Origin of the sequence: Pelomonas caseinilytica (assembly GCF_021353235.1) — a bacterium.
GTDB classification, from domain to species: Bacteria; Pseudomonadota; Gammaproteobacteria; order Burkholderiales; family Burkholderiaceae_C; genus Pelomonas; species Pelomonas caseinilytica.
The window spans coordinates 246,987-267,468 of the sequence record NZ_JAJTWT010000004.1; the positions used below are offsets into that span (position 1 = coordinate 246,987).

25 protein-coding genes are annotated in these 20,482 nt (G+C 69.3%); 22 read left to right on the forward strand and 3 right to left on the reverse strand.

The window, feature by feature from the left end:
- Window positions 1-257 precede the first annotated feature (257 nt).
- The 15 genes from nifH (at window position 258) to LXT12_RS11855 (ending at window position 12,865) form a co-directional block, all read left to right on the forward strand.
- Window positions 258-1,157, forward strand: a complete 900-nt coding sequence (nifH, locus tag LXT12_RS11785) for a nitrogenase iron protein (RefSeq protein WP_233392239.1) — start codon at window positions 258-260, stop codon at window positions 1,155-1,157.
- Window positions 1,158-1,216: 59 nt separating this feature from the next.
- A complete protein-coding gene (gene nifD / locus LXT12_RS11790; protein ID WP_233392241.1) occupies window positions 1,217-2,680 on the forward strand; it encodes a nitrogenase molybdenum-iron protein alpha chain in 1,464 nt (487 codons plus the stop codon).
- Window positions 2,681-2,711: 31 nt separating this feature from the next.
- Window positions 2,712-4,271, forward strand: a complete 1,560-nt coding sequence (nifK, locus tag LXT12_RS11795) for a nitrogenase molybdenum-iron protein subunit beta (RefSeq protein ID WP_233392243.1) — start codon at window positions 2,712-2,714, stop codon at window positions 4,269-4,271.
- 23 nt (window positions 4,272-4,294) lie between these two features.
- Window positions 4,295-4,591, forward strand: a complete 297-nt coding sequence (locus tag LXT12_RS11800) for a hypothetical protein (protein ID WP_233392245.1) — start codon at window positions 4,295-4,297, stop codon at window positions 4,589-4,591.
- Between the two features lie 282 nt (window positions 4,592-4,873).
- Window positions 4,874-6,292, forward strand: coding sequence for a nitrogenase iron-molybdenum cofactor biosynthesis protein NifE (nifE, locus tag LXT12_RS11805; protein WP_233392247.1), 1,419 nt, complete (start codon window positions 4,874-4,876; stop codon window positions 6,290-6,292).
- A gap of 1 nt (window position 6,293) precedes the next feature.
- The gene (gene nifN, locus LXT12_RS11810) at window positions 6,294-7,673 is read left to right on the forward strand and encodes a nitrogenase iron-molybdenum cofactor biosynthesis protein NifN (RefSeq protein ID WP_233392249.1); all 1,380 of its coding nucleotides are present in this window, start codon (window positions 6,294-6,296) and stop codon (window positions 7,671-7,673) included.
- 19 nt (window positions 7,674-7,692) lie between these two features.
- Window positions 7,693-8,109: a nitrogen fixation protein NifX gene (gene nifX / locus LXT12_RS11815; RefSeq protein ID WP_233392250.1), complete on the forward strand. Its 417-nt coding sequence runs from the start codon at window positions 7,693-7,695 to the stop codon at window positions 8,107-8,109.
- Window positions 8,102-8,560 carry a NifX-associated nitrogen fixation protein gene (locus LXT12_RS11820; RefSeq protein ID WP_233392251.1) on the forward strand — a complete coding sequence of 153 codons (459 nt, stop codon included), beginning with the start codon at window positions 8,102-8,104 and terminating at the stop codon, window positions 8,558-8,560. The genes nifX and LXT12_RS11820 overlap by 8 nt, the downstream gene beginning before the upstream one ends.
- The gene (locus tag LXT12_RS11825; protein WP_233392252.1) at window positions 8,553-8,750 is read left to right on the forward strand and encodes a CCE_0567 family metalloprotein; all 198 of its coding nucleotides are present in this window, start codon (window positions 8,553-8,555) and stop codon (window positions 8,748-8,750) included. Before LXT12_RS11820 ends, LXT12_RS11825 begins: the two co-directional genes overlap by 8 nt.
- Complete coding sequence (gene fdxB / locus LXT12_RS11830; protein ID WP_233392254.1) at window positions 8,747-9,052, forward strand: ferredoxin III, nif-specific; 306 nt, start codon at window positions 8,747-8,749, stop codon at window positions 9,050-9,052. The genes LXT12_RS11825 and fdxB overlap by 4 nt, the downstream gene beginning before the upstream one ends.
- Entirely contained in the window at window positions 9,022-9,462 is a 441-nt protein-coding gene (locus LXT12_RS11835; protein WP_233392256.1) for a nitrogen fixation protein NifQ, read from the forward strand. Before fdxB ends, LXT12_RS11835 begins: the two co-directional genes overlap by 31 nt.
- 89 nt (window positions 9,463-9,551) lie before the next feature.
- Window positions 9,552-10,304, forward strand: a complete 753-nt coding sequence (modA, locus tag LXT12_RS11840) for a molybdate ABC transporter substrate-binding protein (RefSeq protein ID WP_233392258.1) — start codon at window positions 9,552-9,554, stop codon at window positions 10,302-10,304.
- On the forward strand, window positions 10,304-10,987 hold the full coding sequence (gene modB, locus LXT12_RS11845) for a molybdate ABC transporter permease subunit (protein WP_233392259.1): 684 nt from the start codon (window positions 10,304-10,306) through the stop codon (window positions 10,985-10,987). The genes modA and modB overlap by 1 nt, the downstream gene beginning before the upstream one ends.
- A complete protein-coding gene (modC, locus tag LXT12_RS11850) occupies window positions 10,984-12,060 on the forward strand; it encodes a molybdenum ABC transporter ATP-binding protein (RefSeq protein ID WP_233392260.1) in 1,077 nt (358 codons plus the stop codon). The genes modB and modC overlap by 4 nt, the downstream gene beginning before the upstream one ends.
- A gap of 4 nt (window positions 12,061-12,064) precedes the next feature.
- Entirely contained in the window at window positions 12,065-12,865 is an 801-nt protein-coding gene (locus tag LXT12_RS11855; protein ID WP_233392261.1) for a TOBE domain-containing protein, read from the forward strand.
- Between the two features lie 17 nt (window positions 12,866-12,882).
- Here LXT12_RS11855 and LXT12_RS11860 read toward each other — a convergent pair whose 3' ends face one another.
- Window positions 12,883-13,254: a hypothetical protein gene (locus tag LXT12_RS11860; RefSeq protein WP_233392262.1), complete on the reverse strand. Its 372-nt coding sequence runs from the start codon at window positions 13,252-13,254 to the stop codon at window positions 12,883-12,885.
- Between the two features lie 349 nt (window positions 13,255-13,603).
- On the opposite strand from LXT12_RS11860, the gene LXT12_RS11865 reads away from it, so the two are divergent.
- Genes LXT12_RS11865 through LXT12_RS11890 form a run of 6 tightly spaced genes read left to right on the forward strand, consistent with a single transcriptional unit; the run spans window position 13,604 to window position 18,337 of the window.
- Window positions 13,604-14,824, forward strand: a complete 1,221-nt coding sequence (locus LXT12_RS11865) for an IscS subfamily cysteine desulfurase (protein WP_233392263.1) — start codon at window positions 13,604-13,606, stop codon at window positions 14,822-14,824.
- Between the two features lie 16 nt (window positions 14,825-14,840).
- Window positions 14,841-15,263 carry a Fe-S cluster assembly scaffold IscU gene (gene iscU / locus LXT12_RS11870; protein WP_233392265.1) on the forward strand — a complete coding sequence of 141 codons (423 nt, stop codon included), beginning with the start codon at window positions 14,841-14,843 and terminating at the stop codon, window positions 15,261-15,263.
- Window positions 15,264-15,289: 26 nt separating this feature from the next.
- Window positions 15,290-15,709 (forward strand): iron-sulfur cluster insertion protein ErpA, encoded by a 420-nt coding sequence (erpA, locus tag LXT12_RS11875; protein WP_233392267.1) that lies wholly within the window; start codon window positions 15,290-15,292, stop codon window positions 15,707-15,709.
- Between the two features lie 9 nt (window positions 15,710-15,718).
- The gene (locus LXT12_RS11880) at window positions 15,719-16,042 is read left to right on the forward strand and encodes a HesB/IscA family protein (RefSeq protein WP_233392269.1); all 324 of its coding nucleotides are present in this window, start codon (window positions 15,719-15,721) and stop codon (window positions 16,040-16,042) included.
- A gap of 13 nt (window positions 16,043-16,055) precedes the next feature.
- A complete protein-coding gene (gene hscA / locus LXT12_RS11885; RefSeq protein ID WP_233392270.1) occupies window positions 16,056-17,972 on the forward strand; it encodes a Fe-S protein assembly chaperone HscA in 1,917 nt (638 codons plus the stop codon).
- Window positions 17,969-18,337, forward strand: a complete 369-nt coding sequence (locus LXT12_RS11890) for a 2Fe-2S iron-sulfur cluster-binding protein (RefSeq protein WP_233392272.1) — start codon at window positions 17,969-17,971, stop codon at window positions 18,335-18,337. The genes hscA and LXT12_RS11890 overlap by 4 nt, the downstream gene beginning before the upstream one ends.
- Window positions 18,338-18,385: 48 nt before the next feature.
- Here LXT12_RS11890 and LXT12_RS11895 read toward each other — a convergent pair whose 3' ends face one another.
- Both LXT12_RS11895 and LXT12_RS11900 read right to left on the reverse strand, forming a co-directional pair.
- Complete coding sequence (locus LXT12_RS11895; RefSeq protein WP_233392275.1) at window positions 18,386-18,841, reverse strand: PIN domain-containing protein; 456 nt, start codon at window positions 18,839-18,841, stop codon at window positions 18,386-18,388.
- A 7-nt stretch (window positions 18,842-18,848) separates the two neighbouring features.
- A complete protein-coding gene (locus LXT12_RS11900; protein WP_233392277.1) occupies window positions 18,849-19,142 on the reverse strand; it encodes a type II toxin-antitoxin system Phd/YefM family antitoxin in 294 nt (97 codons plus the stop codon).
- Between the two features lie 171 nt (window positions 19,143-19,313).
- Here LXT12_RS11900 and truD point away from each other — a divergent pair, with 171 nt between their 5' ends.
- Window positions 19,314-20,339: a tRNA pseudouridine(13) synthase TruD gene (gene truD, locus LXT12_RS11905; protein WP_233392279.1), complete on the forward strand. Its 1,026-nt coding sequence runs from the start codon at window positions 19,314-19,316 to the stop codon at window positions 20,337-20,339.
- Window positions 20,340-20,482 lie beyond the last annotated feature (143 nt).

Consider the following 20,482-nt stretch of genomic DNA (forward strand, 5'->3'; position numbering starts at 1 on the left):
GGTTTGTCGGGTTTCGAACACAGGCGCGACAAGGTCCTCCCGCCGGCCCGCCGCGACGTTTCTCCAGGCAAAACAAACACTTGAGCGGCCTGCCGCGGGGTGGCACGCCCATTGCGTTAGCAGGGCTGCGCGACATCCGATGTCAGGCCCCGAGGAACCTTCATAAGAAGACCTATCCAAGGCACCGAAGGCTGCATAGAGATCGCGACGAACCCTCTCGATCGTCAACTTCTCATCCACACGACTGGAGCACTGAAATGGCAAAACTTCGGCAGATCGCCTTCTACGGCAAGGGCGGCATCGGCAAGTCCACCACCTCGCAGAACACCCTCGCCGCCCTGGCCGAGATGGGGCAGAAGATCCTCATCGTCGGCTGCGACCCCAAGGCCGACTCCACGCGCCTCATCCTGCACGCCAAGGCGCAGGACACCATCCTCTCCCTCGCGGCCGAGGCCGGCTCGGTGGAGGACCTGGAGCTGGAAGACGTCATGAAGATCGGCTACCGCGACATCCGCTGCGTGGAGTCCGGCGGCCCCGAGCCGGGCGTGGGCTGCGCCGGCCGCGGCGTGATCACCTCGATCAACTTCCTCGAGGAGAACGGCGCCTATGACGGCGTGGACTATGTCTCCTACGACGTGCTGGGCGACGTGGTCTGCGGCGGCTTCGCCATGCCCATCCGCGAGAACAAGGCGCAGGAGATCTACATCGTCATGTCGGGCGAGATGATGGCCATGTACGCGGCCAACAACATCTCCAAGGGCATCCTGAAATACGCCAACAGCGGCGGCGTGCGCCTGGGCGGCCTGGTCTGCAACGAGCGCCAGACCGACAAGGAGCTGGAGCTGGCCGAGTCGCTGGCCAAGATGCTGGGCAGCAAGCTCATCCACTTCGTGCCGCGCGACAACATCGTGCAGCACGCCGAACTGCGCCGCATGACGGTGCTGGAGTACGCGCCCGACTCCAAGCAGGCGCAGGAGTACCGCACGCTGGCCGAGAAGATCCACGCCAACGCCGGCAACGGCACCATCCCCACGCCCATCACGATGGACCAGCTGGAAGACCTGCTGATGGAGCACGGGATCATGAAGTCGATCGACGAATCGCTGGTGGGCAAGTCCGCCGCCGAACTGGCCGCCGAATCCGCCCTCGCGGCCTGACCCCGAACGCGGTGGCGCAGCGGCGCCACCGCTCCCCACACCATCGCGGAGCGAACACCATGAGCATGACGGTTGAAGAGCGCAAGGCCGCCAACAAGGCCTTGATCGATGAAGTCCTGAGGGCCTACCCGGACAAGATGGCCAAGCGCCGCGCCAAGCACCTTGGCCAGTACGAGGAAGGCAAGCCGGACTGCGGCGTGAAGAGCAACATCAAGTCGCTGCCTGGCGTGATGACCATCCGCGGCTGCGCCTATGCGGGCTCCAAGGGGGTGGTGTGGGGGCCCATCAAGGACATGATCCACATCAGCCACGGCCCGGTGGGCTGCGGCCAGTACAGCTGGGCCGCGCGGCGCAACTACTACATCGGCCTGACCGGCGTGGACAGCTTCGTGACCATGCAGTTCACGAGCGACTTCCAGGAAAAGGACATCGTCTTCGGCGGCGACAAGAAGCTCGACAAGATCATCGACGAGATCCAGGACCTGTTCCCGCTCAACAAGGGCATCAGCATCCAGAGCGAGTGCCCCATCGGCCTGATCGGCGACGACATCGAGGCCGTGTCCAAGAGGAAGAGCAAGGAGCATGGCGACCACACCATCGTGCCGGTGCGCTGCGAAGGCTTCCGCGGCGTGAGCCAGTCGCTGGGCCACCACCTGGCCAACGACGCCATCCGCGACTGGGTGTTCGACGGCACGACGAAGAAGGAGCACGCCTTCGAGTCGACGCCCTACGACGTCACCATCATCGGCGACTACAACATCGGCGGCGACGCCTGGAGCAGCCGCATCCTGCTGGAGGAGATCGGCCTGCGCGTGATCGCGCAGTGGTCGGGCGACGGCACCATCGCCGAGCTGGAGAACACGCCGCGGGCCAAGCTCAACCTCATCCACTGCTACCGGTCGATGAACTACATCAGCCGGCACATGGAGGAGAAGTACGGCATTCCCTGGGTCGAATACAACTTCTTCGGCCCGACCAAGATCGCTGAGAGCCTGCGCGAGATCGCCAGCCACTTCGACGACAGCATCAAGGCCAAGGCCGAGGCCGTCATCGCCAAGTACCAGCCGCTGGTGGACTCCGTCATCGCCAAATACAGGCCGCGCCTGCAGGACAAGACCGTGATGCTCTACGTGGGCGGCCTGCGCCCGCGCCACGTCATCGGCGCCTACGAGGATCTCGGCATGAAGGTCGTCGGCACCGGCTACGAGTTCGGCCATAACGACGACTACCAGCGCACCACCCATTACATCGGCGACGCGACGCTGATCTACGACGACGTGACCGGCTACGAGTTCGAGAAGTTCGTCGAGAAGATCCAGCCCGACCTGATCGGCAGCGGCATCAAGGAGAAGTACGTCTTCCAGAAGATGGGCGTGCCCTTCCGCCAGATGCACAGCTGGGACTACAGCGGCCCGTACCACGGCTACGACGGCTTCGCCATCTTCGCCCGCGACATGGACATGGCCATCAGCTCCCCGATCTGGAAGCTGGCCAAGTCCGCGCCCTGGAAGACCGCCGCGTAAAGAACCGACTCATCCCCGCCAGGAGAACACCATGCCCCAGACCGCAGAAAAGGTCATCGACCACGAACTGCTGTTCCGCGAGCCGGAATACCAGAAGCTCTTCGCCGACAAGAAGGCCAACTTCGAGTTCAACCATGCCGACGTGCGCATCGAGGAGATCCGCAACTGGACCAAGACGCCGGAGTACAAGGAAAAGAACTTCGCCCGCGAGGCGCTGACGGTGAACCCCGCCAAGGCCTGCCAGCCGCTGGGCGCGGTGTTCGTGGCCAACGGCTTCAACAAGACGCTGAGCTTCGTGCACGGCAGCCAGGGCTGCGTGGCCTACTACCGCAGCCACTTCAGCCGCCACTTCAAGGAGCCGACCTCCTGCGTCAGCTCGTCCATGACCGAGGACGCCGCCGTCTTCGGCGGGCTCAACAACATGGTGGACGGCCTGAGCAACGCCTACAGCCTCTACAAGCCCGACATGATCGCGGTCAGCACCACCTGCATGGCCGAGGTCATCGGCGACGACCTGAACGCCTTCATCAAGACCGCCAAGGAGAAGGGCAGCGTGCCGGCCGAGTTCGACGTGCCCTTCGCCCACACGCCCGCCTTCGTCGGCAGCCACGTGACCGGCTACGACAACGCGCTGCTGGGCGTGCTGCAGCACTTCTGGGACGGCAAGGCCGGCACGGCGCCGGCGCTGCAACGCGTGCCCGACGACAGCATCAACTTCATCGGCGGCTTCGACGGCTTCGTCGTCGGCAACATGAAGGAGATCAAGCGCATCTTCAGCCTCTTCGGCGTGACGGTGAACGTGATCTGCGACCCGAGCGAAGTCTGGAACACGCCCACCGACGGCGAGTTCCGCATGTACCAGGGCGGCACGACCAAGGAGACCGTCGAGGCCGCGCTCAACGCCAAGGCCACCATCGTCTTCCAGGAGTTCTGCTGCGAGAAGACGGCCAAGTACATCGCCGAGAAGGGCCAGGAGGTCGTGCTGCTCAACGCCCCCGTGGGCGTGGCCGGCACCGACCGCTTCCTGATGGCCATCAGCCGCCTGACCGGCAAGCCGGTGCCGGCCGAGCTGGAGAAGGAGCGCGGCCAGCTCGTGGACGCCATGGCCGACAGCCAGAGCCACCTGCACGGCAAGCGCTACGCCCTCTACGGCGATCCCGACCAGATGATCGGCTATGCCGAGTTCCTGCTGGAACTGGGTGCCGAGCCGGCCCACGTGCTGGCCACCAATGGCGGCGAAGAGTGGGCGAAGAAGGTGCAGGCCGTGTTCGACGCCTCGTCCTACGGCGCCGGCTGCAAGGTCTACCCCAAGCGCGACCTCTGGCACCTGCGCAGCCTGCTCTTCACCGAGCCGGTGGACTTCCTGATCGGCAACACCTATGGCAAATACCTGGAGCGCGACGCCGGCACGCCGCTGATCCGGGCGGTGTTCCCCATCTTCGACCGCCACCACTACCACCGCTTCCCCACCTGGGGCTACAACGGCGCCCTGTGGCTGTTCACGATGCTGCTGGACGAATTCTTCGAGACGCTGGACGCGAACACCATCGTGCCCGGCAAGACCGACTACTCCTACGACATCATCCGCTGAACGTCCGGCGCCCGCGCGGCGACATGATCTTCGTCATCGAAGTCCCCGACCAGGCCGAACCCTCGGCCTGGTTCGCGTTCGACGTGGACGACCTGCTCGGCAAGATCGAATGCCGCGCACCGGGCCTGCTCGCGCTGCAGGAACCGGGCGCGGCCACCGCGCCTGCGGCTGCGCGATGCCGCATCTTCTGGAACGAGGCCGAGGCCACCGCCGCCTTCGAGCGCGGGGACGACCCGCTGTGGCAGGGCCGCGGCTGGCGCGCCCGCCAGGCCCTGCGTGAGCAGCTCGTCGCGCTGGACGTGCTGGCGGACGACCTCTGAGCGAGGCAGCCGCCGGGGCCGGGAGGCCGGGCGAACCGCGCTGTCCGTGGCGCTTGGAGCCAGGCATACGGCCACAGAGACGCAGAGACACAGAGGCAGCGGAATGAAGGCCCCTCCGTGTCTCCCAGGCGCGTCGTGTTTGTCGCAAACCCGCCAGCTCAGCGCACACCGGCCTCGGCCCCTGGCCTCTCCAAGTCCTTGATCCGACAGCGTTGCGGGACCTGCGCGGCCCTGGCATCGATCCTGCATTGAGCCTCTCGTCCGCCACTCCGGGAGGCCCCGATGTCCGCCAGCCTGAACGCCAAGATCGCCGAGGTCTTCGACGAGCCTGGCTGCGACGTCAACCAGGCCAAGAGCGCCAAGGAGCGCAAGAAGGGGTGCACCAAGCAGCTCACGCCCGGTGCCGCGGCCGGAGGCTGCGCCTTCGACGGCGCCAAGATCGCGCTGCAACCCATCGTGGACGTGGCCCACCTCGTGCACGGCCCCATCGCCTGCGAAGGCAACAGCTGGGACAACCGCCACAGCGCCAGCTCCGGCCCGCAGACCTACCGCACCGGCTTCACAACCGACATCAACGAGCTGGACGTGATCTACGGCGCCGAGAAGCGCCTGTTAAAAAGCATCCGTGAGGTCATCGAGCGCCAGGACCCGGCGGCGGTGTTCGTCTACCAGACCTGCGTCACCGGCATGATCGGCGACGACATCGAGGCGGTGTGCAGGCGCGCCGCCGAGCGCTTCGGCAAGCCGGTGATCCCGGTCAACGCGCCGGGCTTCGCCGGCCCCAAGAACCTGGGCAACAAGCTCGGTGCCGAGGCGCTGCTGGATCACGTCATCGGCACGGTGGAGCCCGAGGTCACGACGCCGACCGACATCAACATCATCGGCGAGTACAACCTCAGCGGCGAGCTCTGGCAGGTCAAGCCGCTGCTGGACGCCCTGGGCGTGCGCGTGCTGTCGTGCATCAGCGGCGACGGGCGCTACCGCGACATCGCCGGGGCCCACCGGGCGCGCGCCAACATGATGGTCTGCAGCAAGTCCATGATCAACGTGGCCACACGCATGCAGCAGCGCTGGGGCATCCCCTACTTCGAAGGCTCGTTCTACGGCATCAGCGACATGAGCACGACGCTGCGCGAGATCGCGCGGCTGCTGGTGGCGCGCGGCGCGCCAGCCGACCTGGCCGACCGGGCCGAGGCGCTGATCGCCGCCGAGGAGGCGCGCGCCTGGGAGCGCATCCGCGCCTACCGCGAGCGGCTGTCGGGCAAGAAGGTGCTGCTCATCACCGGCGGCGTGAAGAGCTGGTCGGTCGTCTCGGCGCTGCAGGAGGCGGGGCTGGAGGTGGTGGGCACCAGCGTCAAGAAGAGCACCCGCGAGGACAAGGAGAAGATCCGCGAGCTGATGGGCGACGGCGCCGATGCCCACATGATCGACGACCTGAGCCCGCGCGAGATGTACGCCATGCTCAAGGACGCCAAGGCCGACATCATGCTCAGCGGCGGGCGCAGCCAGTTCGTGGCTCTGAAGGCGCGCATGCCCTGGATGGACATCAACCAGGAGCGCCACCACGCCTTCGCCGGCTACGAGGGCATGGTGACCATGATCGCGGAGATCGACAAGGCCTTGTTCAACCCGGTGTGGCAGCAGGTGCGGACGCCGGCGCCATGGGAGACGCAAGCGGCCCTGCTGGGCGAGGCGGTGTGACATGGCCCACGTCAGCGAATCCCGTAAGGCCTGCGCCGTCAATCCGCTCAAGATGAGCCAGCCGCTGGGCGCGGCCTACGCGTTCATGGGGCTCGCGTCCTGCATGCCCGTCATGCATGGCTCGCAAGGCTGCACCTCCTTCGGCCTGGTGGTGCTGGTGCGCCATTTCAAGGAAGCCATCCCGCTGCAGACCACCGCGATGAACGAGGCCACCACGGTGATGGGTGGTTACGACAACATCGAGAAGGCGTTGCTCAACATCCGACAGCGCGCCAGGCCGGCGCTGATCGCCATCTGCTCGACGGGCCTGACCGAAACCCGCGGCGACGATGTCGAAGGCCACCTGAGGCTCATCCGCCAGCGCCACCCGGAGCTGGCCGACACGGAGATCGTCTACGTCTCCACGCCCGACTACGTCGGCGCTTTCCAGGACGGCTGGGCGCGAGCGGTCACGGCCCTCGTCTCCCAGCTGCCCGCACCGCAGGCCCCGCGCCGGGCCGGCCTCGTCAACGTGCTGCCCGGCAGCCACCTGACGCCCGGCGACCTGGAGGAAGTGCGCGACATGATCGAGGCCTTCGGGCTCACGCCGGTCTTCGTGCCCGACGTGTCGGGCTCGCTGGACGGCCACATTCCCGAGGCCTGGCTGGGCACCACGCTCGGGGGCACGCCGCTGGCGGCGCTGCGCGAACTGGGCACGGCCGAGCACACCCTGGCGCTGGGCGAGCAGATGCGCCCCGCCGCGCTGGCGCTGCAGGCGCGCTGCGGCGTGCCGTTCACGGTGTTCGACCGACTCACCGGCCTTACCGCCACCGACGCCTTCGTCGCCCGGCTGGCCGAACTCTCCGGCCGCGCGGTGCCCGCCCGTTTGCGCCGCCAGCGCAGCCAGCTGGTGGACGCCATGCTCGACGGCCACTTCCACTTCGGCAACGTGCGCGTGGCGCTGGCCGCCGAGCCCGACCTGCTGTGGAGCGCCGGCAGCTTCCTGGCGGAGATGGGCGCCGAGCTGGCCGTGTGCGTCACCACCACCCGCTCGCCGCTGCTCGAACGCATGCCCAGTGCCGAGGTGCTGGTCGGCGACCTGGAGGATTTCGAGCAATCGGCGCGCGCCGCCGGCTGCGAGCTGCTGATGACGCACTCGCACGGACGCCAGGCCGCCGAGCGCCTGGGCCTGCCGCTGTTCCGCATCGGGATCCCGATGTTCGACCGCATCGGCAACTCCCACATCTGCCACGCGGGCTACCGGGGCACGCGCAACTTCGTCTACGAGGTGGGCAACCTGCTGATGGCCCACGCGCCCCACCACGGCCCCGACGACTGGCCGCTGCCCGCCGCCTCGCTGGCCGCCGCGCAACCGGGCCGGCCCGCCACCGCCGGCGCCTGAACACCCCCACGGAGATGCCATGAAAGTCGCCTTCGCCACCCAGGACCAGCAGCGCGTCGACGCGCACTTCGGCTGGGCCAAGCACCTCGCCGTCTACGAGGTCTCGCCCTCGGGCTACCGCTTCCTGCAGGACTTCCCCTTCGGCGAAGACCTGGCGGAGGACGGCAACGAAGACAAGCTCTCGCCCAAGCTCGCCGCCATCCACGACTGCGCCATCGTCTACGTGGCCGCCATCGGCGGCTCGGCCGCGGCGCGCGTGGTGGCCAGCAAGATCCACCCGGTCAAGGTCACCCAGCCCGAGCCCATCCTGGACATCCTGGACAAACTGCAGGAGACCCTCGCCGGCATGCCGCCACCCTGGCTGCGCAAGGCGCTGCTCAAAGGCCAGGCGCGGGTCCACGACTTCGAGGAAGACGACGAGGTGAAGAATGACTGAAGCCACCGCCGAAGCGCTGGCCGACCCCTTCGTGCGCGAGCTGGTCAAGCAGTTGCGGGCACAGGACACCCACGGCAGTTGGGAGGGCAGGAGCGACGCACAGCTGCTGGAGCCCTTCATCGTGACCGCCGAGCAGCGCCGCGCCCTGCCCATCATGGGCGACCCCGACCCCGACACCCTGTGGCGGCTGGACCTCTTCCACAACGCCGTGGGGCTGACCATCGAGCGGGCGACGCGATGCATGGTCTCGCCCATGATGAAGATGAGCCACGAGGGCTTCGGCCGCGCGGTGCTGACCACCGGCCGGCTCATCGTCGTCAACCGCTACCTGCGCGACGTGCACCGCTTCGGCTTCCCCAGCCTGGCCAAGCTCGCCGAGGCCGGCAACAAGCTGGTGAAGGAAGGCGTGGACCTGATCGAGAAGTACCCGGAGGTGGCCCACTATGGCTGACGTCGATACCCTGAAAGCCGAGCTGAAGAAGCTCAACGCCCGCGCCACCCAGGCCAAGATGGACCTGCACGACCTGAGCGAGGAGCTGCCGACGAACTGGGAGCGCATCCTGGACGTCGCCCAGGCCGCGCACGACGCGCATGCGGCCTTGATGGCGGCACGCCGCCAGCTCGCGGAGGCCGCGCCATGAGCGACTTCACCATCACCCTGCCCTCCGGCGCCAGTTGGACGCCGACCTTCGTGCAGGCCATCAACGAGGACAAGTGCATAGGCTGCGGGCGGTGCTTTCGCGTCTGCCCGCGCGGCGTGCTGGAGCTCGTCGGCCTGGACGAAGACGGCGGGCGCATCGCGCTGGATCCCGACGGCGACGAGGAAGAGGAATACGAGAAGAAGGTGATGACCATCGCCCGCCAGGCGCTGTGCATCGGCTGCACGGCCTGCTCTCGGATCTGCCCCAAGAAGTGCTACACGCACGCGGCGGCCAGCGCCTGAAGGGGCCTGAGGTGGGCGCGCGCGAACTGCACTTCCAGCTGCACCCCGCCGTGCACGAGCGCCGCCTCACGCGGGACGACGAGGTGGACGACCTGCTGGCCTTGCTGCGCGGCCACGCCGACCCCGCCGCCGGCACGGCCGCCGAGATCGACGCGGTCGCGCTCGCGGTCGCCCTGGCCAGCCTGGGCGACAACCACCTCTGGCAGGACCTGGGGCTGGGCTCGCGCAGCGAGCTTTCGGCGCTGATGCGCCACTGGTTCCCGGCCCTCGTCGAGAGGAACGTCGGCGACATGAAGTGGAAGAAGTTCCTCTACCGCCAGCTGTGCGTGCAGGCCGAGATCCTGATCTGCAAGTCGCCGAGCTGCGCGGTCTGCGCAGACCAGCCGCTTTGCTTCGGCCCCGAGAGCTGACGAACGTTCCGGACGGCTGGGCCGGGCGAATCGGGCCCGGCACTTGCTTGGCATCGTTGTGTACGACGCCACATAACCCCGGAACTGCCATGAAGCCCATCCCCCGTGTCCTGTTTGTCGCATCCCTGACGCTCGCCGCGCTGGGTGCCCGCGCCGACGAGGTGCAGGTGGCCGTGGCCGCGAACTTCGCCGTGCCGCTGGCGCGTCTCGGCGAGGGCTTCACGGCCGCCACCGGCCACAGCCTCAGGATCTCGGCCGGCGCCACGGGCAAGTTCTACTCGCAGATCGTGGCCGGTGCACCCTTCGACGTGCTGATCGCCGCCGACGACGAGACGCCCAGGAAGCTGATCGCCGAGGGCCTGGCAGTCACGGGCAGCAACTTCACCTACGCCGTCGGCAAGCTGGTGCTGTGGAGCGCCCAACCCGGCCTGGTGGATGACCAGGGCGCCGTGCTGGCCGCGGGCAGGTTCGCCCACCTGGCCATCGCCAATCCCAAGGTCGCACCCTACGGCGCGGCGGGCATGGAGGTGCTCAAGGCCCGCGGCCTCGGTGAAGCCGTCGCGCCCAAGCTGGTCACGGCCGAAAGCATCGCCCAGGCCTACCAGTTCGTCAGCACGGGCAACGCGGAGCTGGGCTTCGTGGCGCTGTCGCAGGTCGCCGTGCCGGGCAAGCCGACGGTCGGCTCGTACTGGCTCGTGCCGTCCAACCTCTACGGCGAAATCCGCCAGGACGCGGTGCTGCTCAGGGCCGGCGCGAACAAGCCGGCCGCGGCTGCGCTGCTGGCCTACCTGAAGGGCGCCAAGGCCCGTGACATCATCAAGTCGTTCGGCTACGGACTCTGATGACGCTGCCCGCCGACGACTGGGCCGCCGTTCGCCTGACCGCGCAACTCGCGGCACTGACGACCGCGTTGCTGCTGGTGGCCGGCACGCCGGTGGCCTGGTGGCTGGCGCGCACGCGTTCGGCGTTCAAGCCCGTGGTCGCCTCGCTGGTGGCGATGCCGCTGGTGCTGCCACCGTCGGTGCTGGGCTTCTACCTGCTGCTGCTGATGGGTCCGCAAGGGCCGGTGGGCCAGCTCACGCAGGCCCTGGGGCTGGGGCGGCTGCCCTTCACCTTCGGGGGGCTGGTGGTGGCCTCGGTGCTGTACTCCATGCCCTTCGTCGTGCAGCCCCTGCAGCAGGCCTTCGAGGCCATTCCCGAGCGCACGCTGGAAGCGGCGGCCACGCTGCGCGCCGGCGCCTGGGATCGCTTCTTCACGGTGGCGCTGCCGCTGGCCAGGCCCGGGCTGCTGACGGCCAGTGTGCTCGGCTTCGCGCACACGGTGGGCGAGTTCGGCGTGGTGCTGATGATCGGCGGCAACATCCCCGGGCAGACGCGGGTGCTGTCGGTGGCCATCTACGGCCACGTCGAGGCCCTGGAGTTCGCCGACGCCCACCGGCTGGCCGCCGGCATGGTGGCATTCGCGATGCTGGTGCTCGTCACGCTCCACGTGCTGAACCGGCCCGCGCGCAAGGGGGCCGCGTGATCCGCGCCGCGCTGCGCCTGCCCCGCGCGGGGTTCACCCTCGATGTGGACCTGACGCTGCCCGCCAGCGGCGTGAGCGCGCTGTTCGGCCCCTCGGGCTGCGGCAAGACGACCGTGCTGCGCGCCCTCGCCGGCCTGGAGCGTGCAGCCGGCCGTGTCGCACTGGGCGGCGAGGTCTGGCAGGACGACGCGCGGGGCCTCTTCCTGCCCACGCACCGCCGCGCCATCGGCTACGTCATCCAGGAGGCCGCGCTCTTCCCGCATCTGGACGTGCGCCGCAACCTGGACTTCGGCCGCCGCCGCATCGCCCCGGGCGAGCACCGCATCGAGCTGGACCAGGCCGTCGAGCTGCTGGGCATCGGCTCGCTGATGGGCCGCCGGCCGGACACCCTCTCCGGCGGCGAGCGGCAGCGCGTGGCCATCGCCCGGGCCCTGGCCACCAGCCCGCGCCTGCTGCTGATGGACGAGCCCCTGGCGGCCCTGGACGCCGCGCGCAAGGCCGAGGTCCTGCCCTACCTGGACCGCCTGCACCGCGAGCTGGGCATTCCCATCGTCTACGTCAGCCATGCCATCGACGAGGTCGCCCGGCTGGCCCACCACGTGGTGCTGCTGGAGGCCGGCCGCGTCGTGGCCGCCGGGCCGCTGGGCGACGTGATGGCGCGGCTGGACCTGCCCACCGCCCATGGCGAGGGCGCCGGCGTGGTGCTGGACGCCGTCATTGCCGAGCACGACGCCCCCTGGCAACTGGCCCGGCTGAGCGTGGGCACGGCGGACTTCAGCGTCTGGGCACGCGACCTGGGCCTTCCCGTGGGGCGGGCGGTTCGCGTGCGTCTGCTGGCCCGCGACGTGAGCCTGACGCTGGCCGCCCAGACCGGCACCAGCATCGCCAACCAGTTGCACGGCACGGTCGAAGCGATCGCCGACGACGAGCATCCGTCGCTGGCGCTGGTGCGCGTTCGCGTCGGCACCAGCCCGGTGGTCGCGCGGCTGACACGCCGCTCGGCTGAAGGCCTCGGGCTGGAGGTGGGCCTGCCCGTCTGGGCGCAGGTCAAGTCCGTCGCGCTGATGGAATGAACGCATGAAGCCCACGAGTGACGGCGCGCTGCTGACGGCGGAGTTGAAGATCGCCGGCCGCCTGGACGCGCGCTTCTTCGCGCTGCTGAAGGCCCTGCAGGACACCGGCTCCATCAACCGCGCCGCCCGCACGGCGGGCCTGAGCTACAAGGGGGCGTGGCTGCTGCTGGAGCAGGCCTGCAACCTCGCCAACGAGCCGCTGCTGCACACCGCCACCGGCGGCGCGGGCGGCGGCGGCACTCGCCTGACCGAAGCGGCCCTGGCGCTTCTGGCGGCCTGGCAAGACCTCCAGGCGGAGCACCGCGACTTCATCCAGGCGCAGGAAGCACGCCTGGCACAACTGCCGGCCCTGCACGGGCTGATCCGAAGGATGTCCATGAAAACCACCGCACGAAACCAGTTCGCAGGCACCGTCGGTGCGGTCGAGGTCGGGCCGGTGTCGGCCCAGGTCACGATCACGCTGGCCTCCGGCGTTGAGATCACCACCACCATGACGAGTGCCGCCGCCCAGCGTCTCGAGCTGGCCCCGGGCCAGGAGGCCCTGGCCCTCATCAAGGCCAGCGCCGTGGTGCTGGTGACCGACTTCGCCGGCTGGCAGCTCAGTGCCCGCAACCAGCTCCAGGGCACCCTCTCGCGCATCGAGCGCGGCGCGGTGTCATCGCTGGTGGTGCTGACGCTGCCGGGGGGCTCGGCCATCACGGCCAGCGTGACCAACGAGGGTGTCGAGGCCTTGGGGCTGAAGGTCGGCGTGCCGGCCACCGCCGTGTTCAAGGCCTCCGCCGTGATGGTCGCCACCCAGCCCTGACGGCGCACGCGCGCCGCTCACAGGCCGAGTTGGGCTTCTGTCGCGGCAAGCCAGGTTTCATTGACGACCCGGGGCGCACAGCTGTCCAGGCGCTCGATGCGGTCCACGCTCATCAGCCATTGCCCCGACTGCAAGCGCCAGGCCGTGCGGCGCTCGTGGCGCACAGCCACCGTCAGCGGGAACTCGTCGATGTCGAAGGTGTCGACGCATGCCGTGTGGTCGTGGCGTACGAAACAGCGCCGTCCGCCGGCATCGAAACCGTTGAGCTTGCGGGCACAGGCCGCCTCGTCCACATGCGTGTCGAAGCGTGCCGGCACGACGACCGCGGCGCGGTAGGTTCCAGGCAGGCCCTGCGACCAGCCCGGGCGCGATGCGGCGCCTTCAGTCATGACGCAACGGCGCGTCCAGGCGCCGTGAGGCGATAGTCAATCAGGGTCATCGGAGCCTCCACGGCGGTGGTCGAACGGCACGTTATGTACAGAAATACCCAGCGCACGGCCTGATCGCAAATTGGATGCCAGCGCCGGCGCTCCTGGGAGCGCCTGGTCGAAGCCGCCGCGTGCGCCGCAGGCTTTGTCGGCGAGTCGACAAAGCCGACATGCACGCGCTCTGCGGCGGGTTCGCCGCGGAGGGAGATGCGCCGCAATTGCCTGAATCCACTGGGCTTTCTCGGCGCCCGGCCGGCTGGCACGGTCCGTGCGATCAGCCAGCCCGAGCACAGGCAACGGAGCCCCGACCATGGACCCGCAGGACAGCAAGCCGATCTACCTGGACTACGCCGCCACGACGCCCGTCGACCCGCGTGTGGCGCAGCAGATGGTGCCGTATCTGTACGAACAGTTCGGCAACCCGGCCTCGCGCAGCCATGCCTTCGGCTGGGCCGCCGAGGAAGCGGTGGAGATCGCCCGCGAGAACGTCGCGCAGCTGATCGGCGCCGATCCGCGCGAGATCGTCTGGACGAGCGGGGCCACCGAGTCCAACAACCTCGCCATCAAGGGCGTGGCGCAGTTCCACAAGGCCCGGGGCCGCCACCTCATCACGCTCAAGACCGAGCACAAGGCGGTGCTCGACACGATGCGCGATCTGGAGCGCGAGGGCTTCGAGGTGAGCTACCTCGACGTCCAGCCGGACGGCCTGCTCGACCTCGGCGCGCTGGAGGCGGCCATCCGCCCGGACACCCTGCTGGTCTCGGTCATGTTCGTCAACAACGAGATCGGCGTCATCCAGGACATTGCCGCCATCGGCGCGCTGTGCCGCGCCCGCGGGGTGCTCCTGCACGTGGATGCGGCCCAGGCCACCGGCAAGGTGGTCATCGACCTGGACGCGCTGCCGGTGGACTTGATGAGCCTGTCCGCCCACAAGACCTACGGGCCCAAGGGCATCGGCGCGCTGTACGTGCGCCGCAAGCCGCGCGTGCGCATCGAGGCGCAGATGCATGGCGGCGGACACGAACGCGGCATGCGCAGCGGCACGCTGGCCACGCACCAGATCGTCGGCATGGGTGCGGCCTACAGGCTCGCCCGCGAGACCATGGGCGCCGAGACCGAGCGCATCCGCAGCCTGCGCGACCGGCTGTGGGCCGGCTTGCGCACCATCCCCGAGGTGCGGCTCAACGGCCACGAGGAGCAGCGCGTGCCGCACAACCTCAACGTCAGCTTCCAGTTCGTGGAGGGCGAGTCGCTGCTGATGGGCATGAAGGGCATGGCCGTGTCCTCCGGCTCGGCCTGCACCTCCGCCAGCCTGGAGCCGAGCTATGTGCTGCGCGCGCTGGGCCTGCCGGACGAGATCGCCCACAGCTCCATCCGCTTCTCCATCGGCCGCTTCACGACCGCGCAGGAGGTGGACCGCGCCATCGCGCAGGTCAGCGCCACGGTGGAGCGCCTGCGCACGCTGAGCCCGCTGTGGGACATGCATTGCGCCGGCATCGACCTTTCCACCATCGCGTGGGCAAGCCACTGAACCGACGGAGCGCCACATGGCCTACAGCGAGAAAGTCATCGACCACTACGAGAGCCCCCGCAACGTGGGCAGCCTGGACGCGGCCGACGCCAGCGTGGGGACCGGCATGGTCGGCGCACCGGCCTGCGGCGACGTGATGAAGCTGCAGATCAAGGTCAACCCGGCCACGGGCGTGATCGAGGATGCGCGCTTCAAGACCTATGGCTGCGGCTCGGCCATCGCCTCCAGCTCCCTGGTGACGGAGTGGGTCAAAGGCAAGACGCTGGAGCAGGCGCTGTCCATCAAGAACACGGCCATCGCCGAGGAGCTGGCGCTGCCGCCCGTCAAGATCCACTGCTCCATCCTGGCCGAGGACGCCATCAAGGCGGCCGTGTCCGACTACCGCAGCCGCCAGTCCGCCACCGTCGAGCAGCCCGCCTGCGCGCCGGCGTCCCACTGAGCCTTCACGACCCCAAGGAGAACCCGATGTCTTCATGCCAATCCCAGGGCCACGGCGGCTCGACCTGCGCCACCTCCGCCCCGCTGGCCTCCCGCGAGTTCACGCTGCCCGAGGGCGTCGAGCCCATCCGCATCAGCAGCTCCGTGGTGGACAAGGTCGCCGAGCTGCTGGCCGAGGAAGGCGACGCGTCGCTGCAGCTGCGCATCTTCGTGACGGGCGGCGGCTGCTCGGGCTTCCAGTACGGCTTCGCCTTCGACGACGAGCGCAAGGACGACGACCTGCGCATCACGCGCGGCCCCGTCAACGTGGTGGTGGACGCGATGAGCCTGCAGTACCTCGTGGGCGCCGAGATCGACTACGAGGACAACCTCGAAGGCGCCCGCTTCGTCATCCGCAACCCCAACGCCGCCAGCACCTGTGGCTGCGGCAGCTCGTTCTCGGTTTAGGAGATCCTCATGTCCATCTCGGTGACACCGAAGGCGGCGACGCAGATCCGCAAGGCGCTGGCCAAGCGCGGCGGCGGCATGGGCCTGCGCGTGGCGGTCAAGACCAGCGGGTGTTCCGGCTACGCCTATGCGCTGGAGTTCGCCGACGCGGCGGCGGCCGACGACCTCGCCTTCGAGAGCGAAGGCGTGCAGCTGCTGGTGGAGGCCCGCAGCCTGCCGCTGCTGGACGGCACGCAGCTGGACTGGGTGCGCGAGGGGCTGAACGAGGGCTTCAAGTTCAGCAATCCCAACGCCAGCGCCACCTGCGGCTGCGGCGAGTCCTTCGCCGTCTAGCCAGGAGCGGGCCATGGCGCTGCTGCAGATCGCTGAGCCCGGCCGTGCGGCGGCACCGCACCAGCACCGCCTGGCCGTCGGCATCGACCTGGGCACGACCAACTCGCTGGTCGCCACCGTGCGCAGCGCCGTCCCGACCGTGCTGGCCGACGAGCAAGGCCGCGCGCTGCTGCCCTCGGTGGTGCACTACGCCGCCGACGGCAGCTGCCGCGTCGGTGCCGAGGCCCTGGCCATGGCCGCCACCGACCCGCAGAACACCATCGCCTCGGCCAAGCGCCTCATCGGCCGCGCGCCGGCCGACATCGCCCCGGGCAGCCTGCCCTACGCGGTCGAGGCCCTGTCCGACACGTCCGTCGGCGTGCGCACCTGCCAGGGCCAGGTGAGCCCCGTCGCTGTCGGCGCCCAGGTGCTGCACGCGTTGAAGGCGCGCGCCGAGGCGGCGCTGGGAGGCCCGCTGGTGGGCGCGGTCATCACCGTGCCGGCCTATTTCGACGACGCCCAGCGCCAGGCCACCAAGGACGCCGCCACACTGGCCGGCCTCAACGTGCTGCGCCTGCTCAACGAGCCCACCGCCGCGGCCGTGGCCTACGGCCTGGAGTCGGCCGAGGAAGGCATCTACGTGGTCTACGACCTGGGCGGCGGCACCTTCGACGTGTCGGTGCTGCGGCTGACGCGCGGCGTCTTCGAGGTGCTGGCCACCGGCGGCGACGCGCAGCTCGGCGGCGACGACTTCGACCAGCGCCTGGCCGACTGGTTCATGCGCGACACCGGCGGCGCCTGGAGCGCCGTGGACATGGGCGCGCTGCACGCGGCGGCCCGCGCGGCCAAGGAGGCGCTGACCGACGCTCCCGTCGTGACCATGCGCTGCGTCCGCGCCGACGGCAGCGAGGCCTGCCGCGAGGTCGACCGCGAACGCTTCGACGCGTTGACCCGCGACCTGGTCGACCGCACGCTGGCGCCGCTGCGCCGCGCCCTGCGCGATGCCCGGCTCAAGGCCGCCGACGTGAAGGGCGTGCTGCTGGTGGGCGGCTCGACCCGCATGCCGGCCGTGCGCGCCGCCGTGGCCGCGCACTTCGGCCGCGAGCCCCTGACCGGCATCGACCCCGACCAGGCCGTGGCCCTGGGCGCCGCCATCCAAGCCGACCAGCTGGCCGGCAACCGCAGCCATGGCGAGGGCGCCGACGGCCTGCTGCTGCTCGACGTGAACCCCCTGTCGCTCGGCCTGGAGACCATGGGCGGCCTGGTCGAGAAGATCGTGCCGCGCAACAGCACCGTGCCTACCGCCCGGGCGCAGGACTTCACCACCTTCAAGGACGGCCAGACCGCCATGGCGCTGCATGTGGTGCAGGGCGAGCGCGAGCTGGTGGGCGAATGCCGCTCGCTCGCCCGCTTCACGCTGCGCGGCATCCCGCCCATGGTGGCCGGGGCCGCGCGCATCCGCGTCACCTTCCAGATCGATGCCGACGGCCTGCTGTCGGTCAGCGCCGTGGAGCAGAGCACCGGCGTGCAGGCCCACGTGGAGGTCAAGCCCAGCTATGGCCTGGCCACGGGCACGATCGCGGAGATGCTGCATTCCGCCCTCACCGGCGCCGAGGCCGACGCCGCGGCCCGCATGCTGCGCGAGGCCGAGCTCGACGCGCGCCGCCTGCTCGACGCCACCGACGCCGCCCTGCGCGAAGACGGCGACCAGCTGCTGCAGCCCCGCGAGCAGTTCGCCATCCTGAAGGCCATGCAGGACGTGGCCGACCTGCTGACCCAGTGCGCCGACGGCGAGGGCACGACGCCCGACGAACACAAGGCGCTGCGCCAGGCGCTGCGCGCCGCCACCGATGCGCTCAACCAGGCGACCACGCCCTTCGCCGGCCGCCGCATGGACGCGCGCGTGCGCCAGGCGCTGTCCGGCCAACGGCTGGACCAGCTCGCCGCATGATGAGCCCGGACGCCAAGCCCACGGCCCCGGCCACTCGCGTGCGCGTGCTGCCGCATCCGGACCTCTGCGCCGCCGGCCTGGAGTTCGAGGCTCGCGCCGGCCGCAAGCTGGTGGACGAACTGCTGGCACAGGGCATTGCCATCGAACATGCCTGCGAGAAGGTCGGCGCCTGCGCCACCTGCCACGTGCACGTCCGCGAGGGCGGCGAACACCTCGCCGCGGCGGACGAAGACGAGGAAGACCAGCTCGGCGACGCCTGGGGCCTGGACGCCCAGTCGCGCCTGTCCTGCTGCGTGCGCTTGAAGGGCCCGGAGCTGGTCATCGAGCTGCCGCGCTACACCAAGAACCACGCGCGGGAGGGGTGAGGGGTGGCGTTGGCGGGGGGATGGGACGCGAGAGGCGCCCCAGTCGATTCACCCAGCAGGCTCTTCGGGCGAGGGAGAGTCGTCAGGCGACAAGTACAACTTGACTCGGCTGGTCGTCCAGGTGGCCACACCCGTGCCGAAGAAGTCCGCGTCTTCGGTCCAAACCGGACAGTCCAACATCAATGCACAGGCCAAAGCTGGCCAATCGTCGGCATCGCGTTCCCCGATGCGCGCGAGGGCGCGCTGCTCGAATGCCTGGTACAGCTCTGCATCCAGCGGGCGGACCACGGCCTCAAGTGCGCCGAGCGTGGCCAGGGCCACCGCGCCGTCGACACCTCGTTTCTCCAACAATCCCGGAAGGTACCTGCGCGCTTCGTCGAAGGCGGCGGCCGGAGCAAAAAAGCTCACGTCAGCCAGGGACTCCGCGATCAGCTCGCGCACACGCTGCCCGAGAACAGCGCGGATCAAGATGTTTGCATCCAGGACGATCGCGCGCCGCTTCATCGTCTGATCACGCGCGTTTCGAACGGGCGACCGTCTTTGTTTGCAGCTTTGCGCCAGCCTTTCGTGCAGCCTTGAACTCCGATGCGACCTCGTCGACGTCGACCGCCCTGGCAGCCAGCAGGCGGTCCAGTTCAGCCGCGGCCTTCTTCAGGGCAACGACATCCGCTTCGGACTGGCCATGCGTCGGGATGAAGTAGCCCACCGTCTGGCCATGCCGGGTGACCGCGACGGGCGTGTCCGACGCGATGAACTCGGCAAGCCCCGCGCGAAACTCGCGAATACCGACCCTTGCGCTTTCCATGTGGAACTCCACGCGCACCCTGCGCGCAGGGCATTGTGCATCATTGTGTACACAACAACAAGAACGGAACGGAGCCGCGTCCCTTGACGTTCGCCCAGGCATGCGCGCGCGGGGAGAATCACCGGCCGGACAGCCCATCCCCGTCCAGCAGCCGTTGCCGCCAGACCCTTCATGACCGACGCTCACTACACGACCTTGCCGCAATGGCCCAATGCTTATCCGGGCAGCGGCGCCAGCGCCACGCTGAAGCGCCTCAACGAGGATTTCATCGTGACGGAGCTGCCGTTGCAGCTGCCCTCCGGCGAGGGCGAACATCTCTGGCTGGACGTCGAGAAGAACGGGGCCAACACCGCCTTCGTCGCCCAGCGGCTGGCCGAGGCCGCCGGCGTGCAGGACAGGGACGTGGGCTATGCCGGCCTCAAGGACCGCTACGCCATCACCCGGCAGTGGTTCAGCATCTATCTGCCGAACGGGAAAGGAAAAGGCGAAACGCCCGACCTCACCCAGCTTCAGCACCCGGAGTTCAAGGTGCTGAGCCAGAGCCGCCACGTGAAGAAGCTGCGCCCCGGTGACCTGCAGGGCAACCGGTTCCGCATCGTGCTGCGGGACGTGGCCGGCGACCGCGATGCCATCGAGGCCAACCTGAAGGCCGTGGCGTCGCAAGGCGTGCCCAACTACTTCGGCGCCCAGCGGTTCGGGCACGACGGCGGCAACGTCGAGCAGGGCCGGGCCATGCTGGCGCGCGAGATCCGTGTGCGCAACCCGAAGAAGAAGGGCATCTACCTGTCGGCGGTGCGCTCCTTCCTCTTCAATGAGGTGCTGGCGCTGCGGATCCGGCAGGGACTGTGGGGCAAGACCCTGCCCGGTGACGTGCTGGACGAGGCGGGCCGGCCCACCGGACCGCTGTGGGGGCGGGGCCGCGTGACCACCACCGATCAGGCCCAGGCCCTGGAAAACGGCGTGGCCGAGCGTCACGCCGCCTTGTGCGACGGCATGGAACACGCCGGCCTGGACCAGGAGCGCCGCGCCCTGGTGGCGAGTCCCGTGGACATGTCATGGGAATGGCCGCAAGCCGATCAACTCGTGCTCACCTTCTCCCTGCCCGCCGGCAACTACGCCACGTCCGTCCTGAACGAAATCCTCGCCACCACGGAGCCGGAGCGGCACACGGAGAGCGAGGCCGCGGCGGCCGACTGACGCGGCCCTCGTCGCCAAGACGATCCCGATGCGCCGCGCCATCGGCCGCCGGGCTGTCGTGAACCTCACAAAGCCCACAGTCGCCGGGGCCTGCGCCCGCGCGGCAAAAGTCGCGGCCTGACAAGGACTTGGGGGCCAGGGCC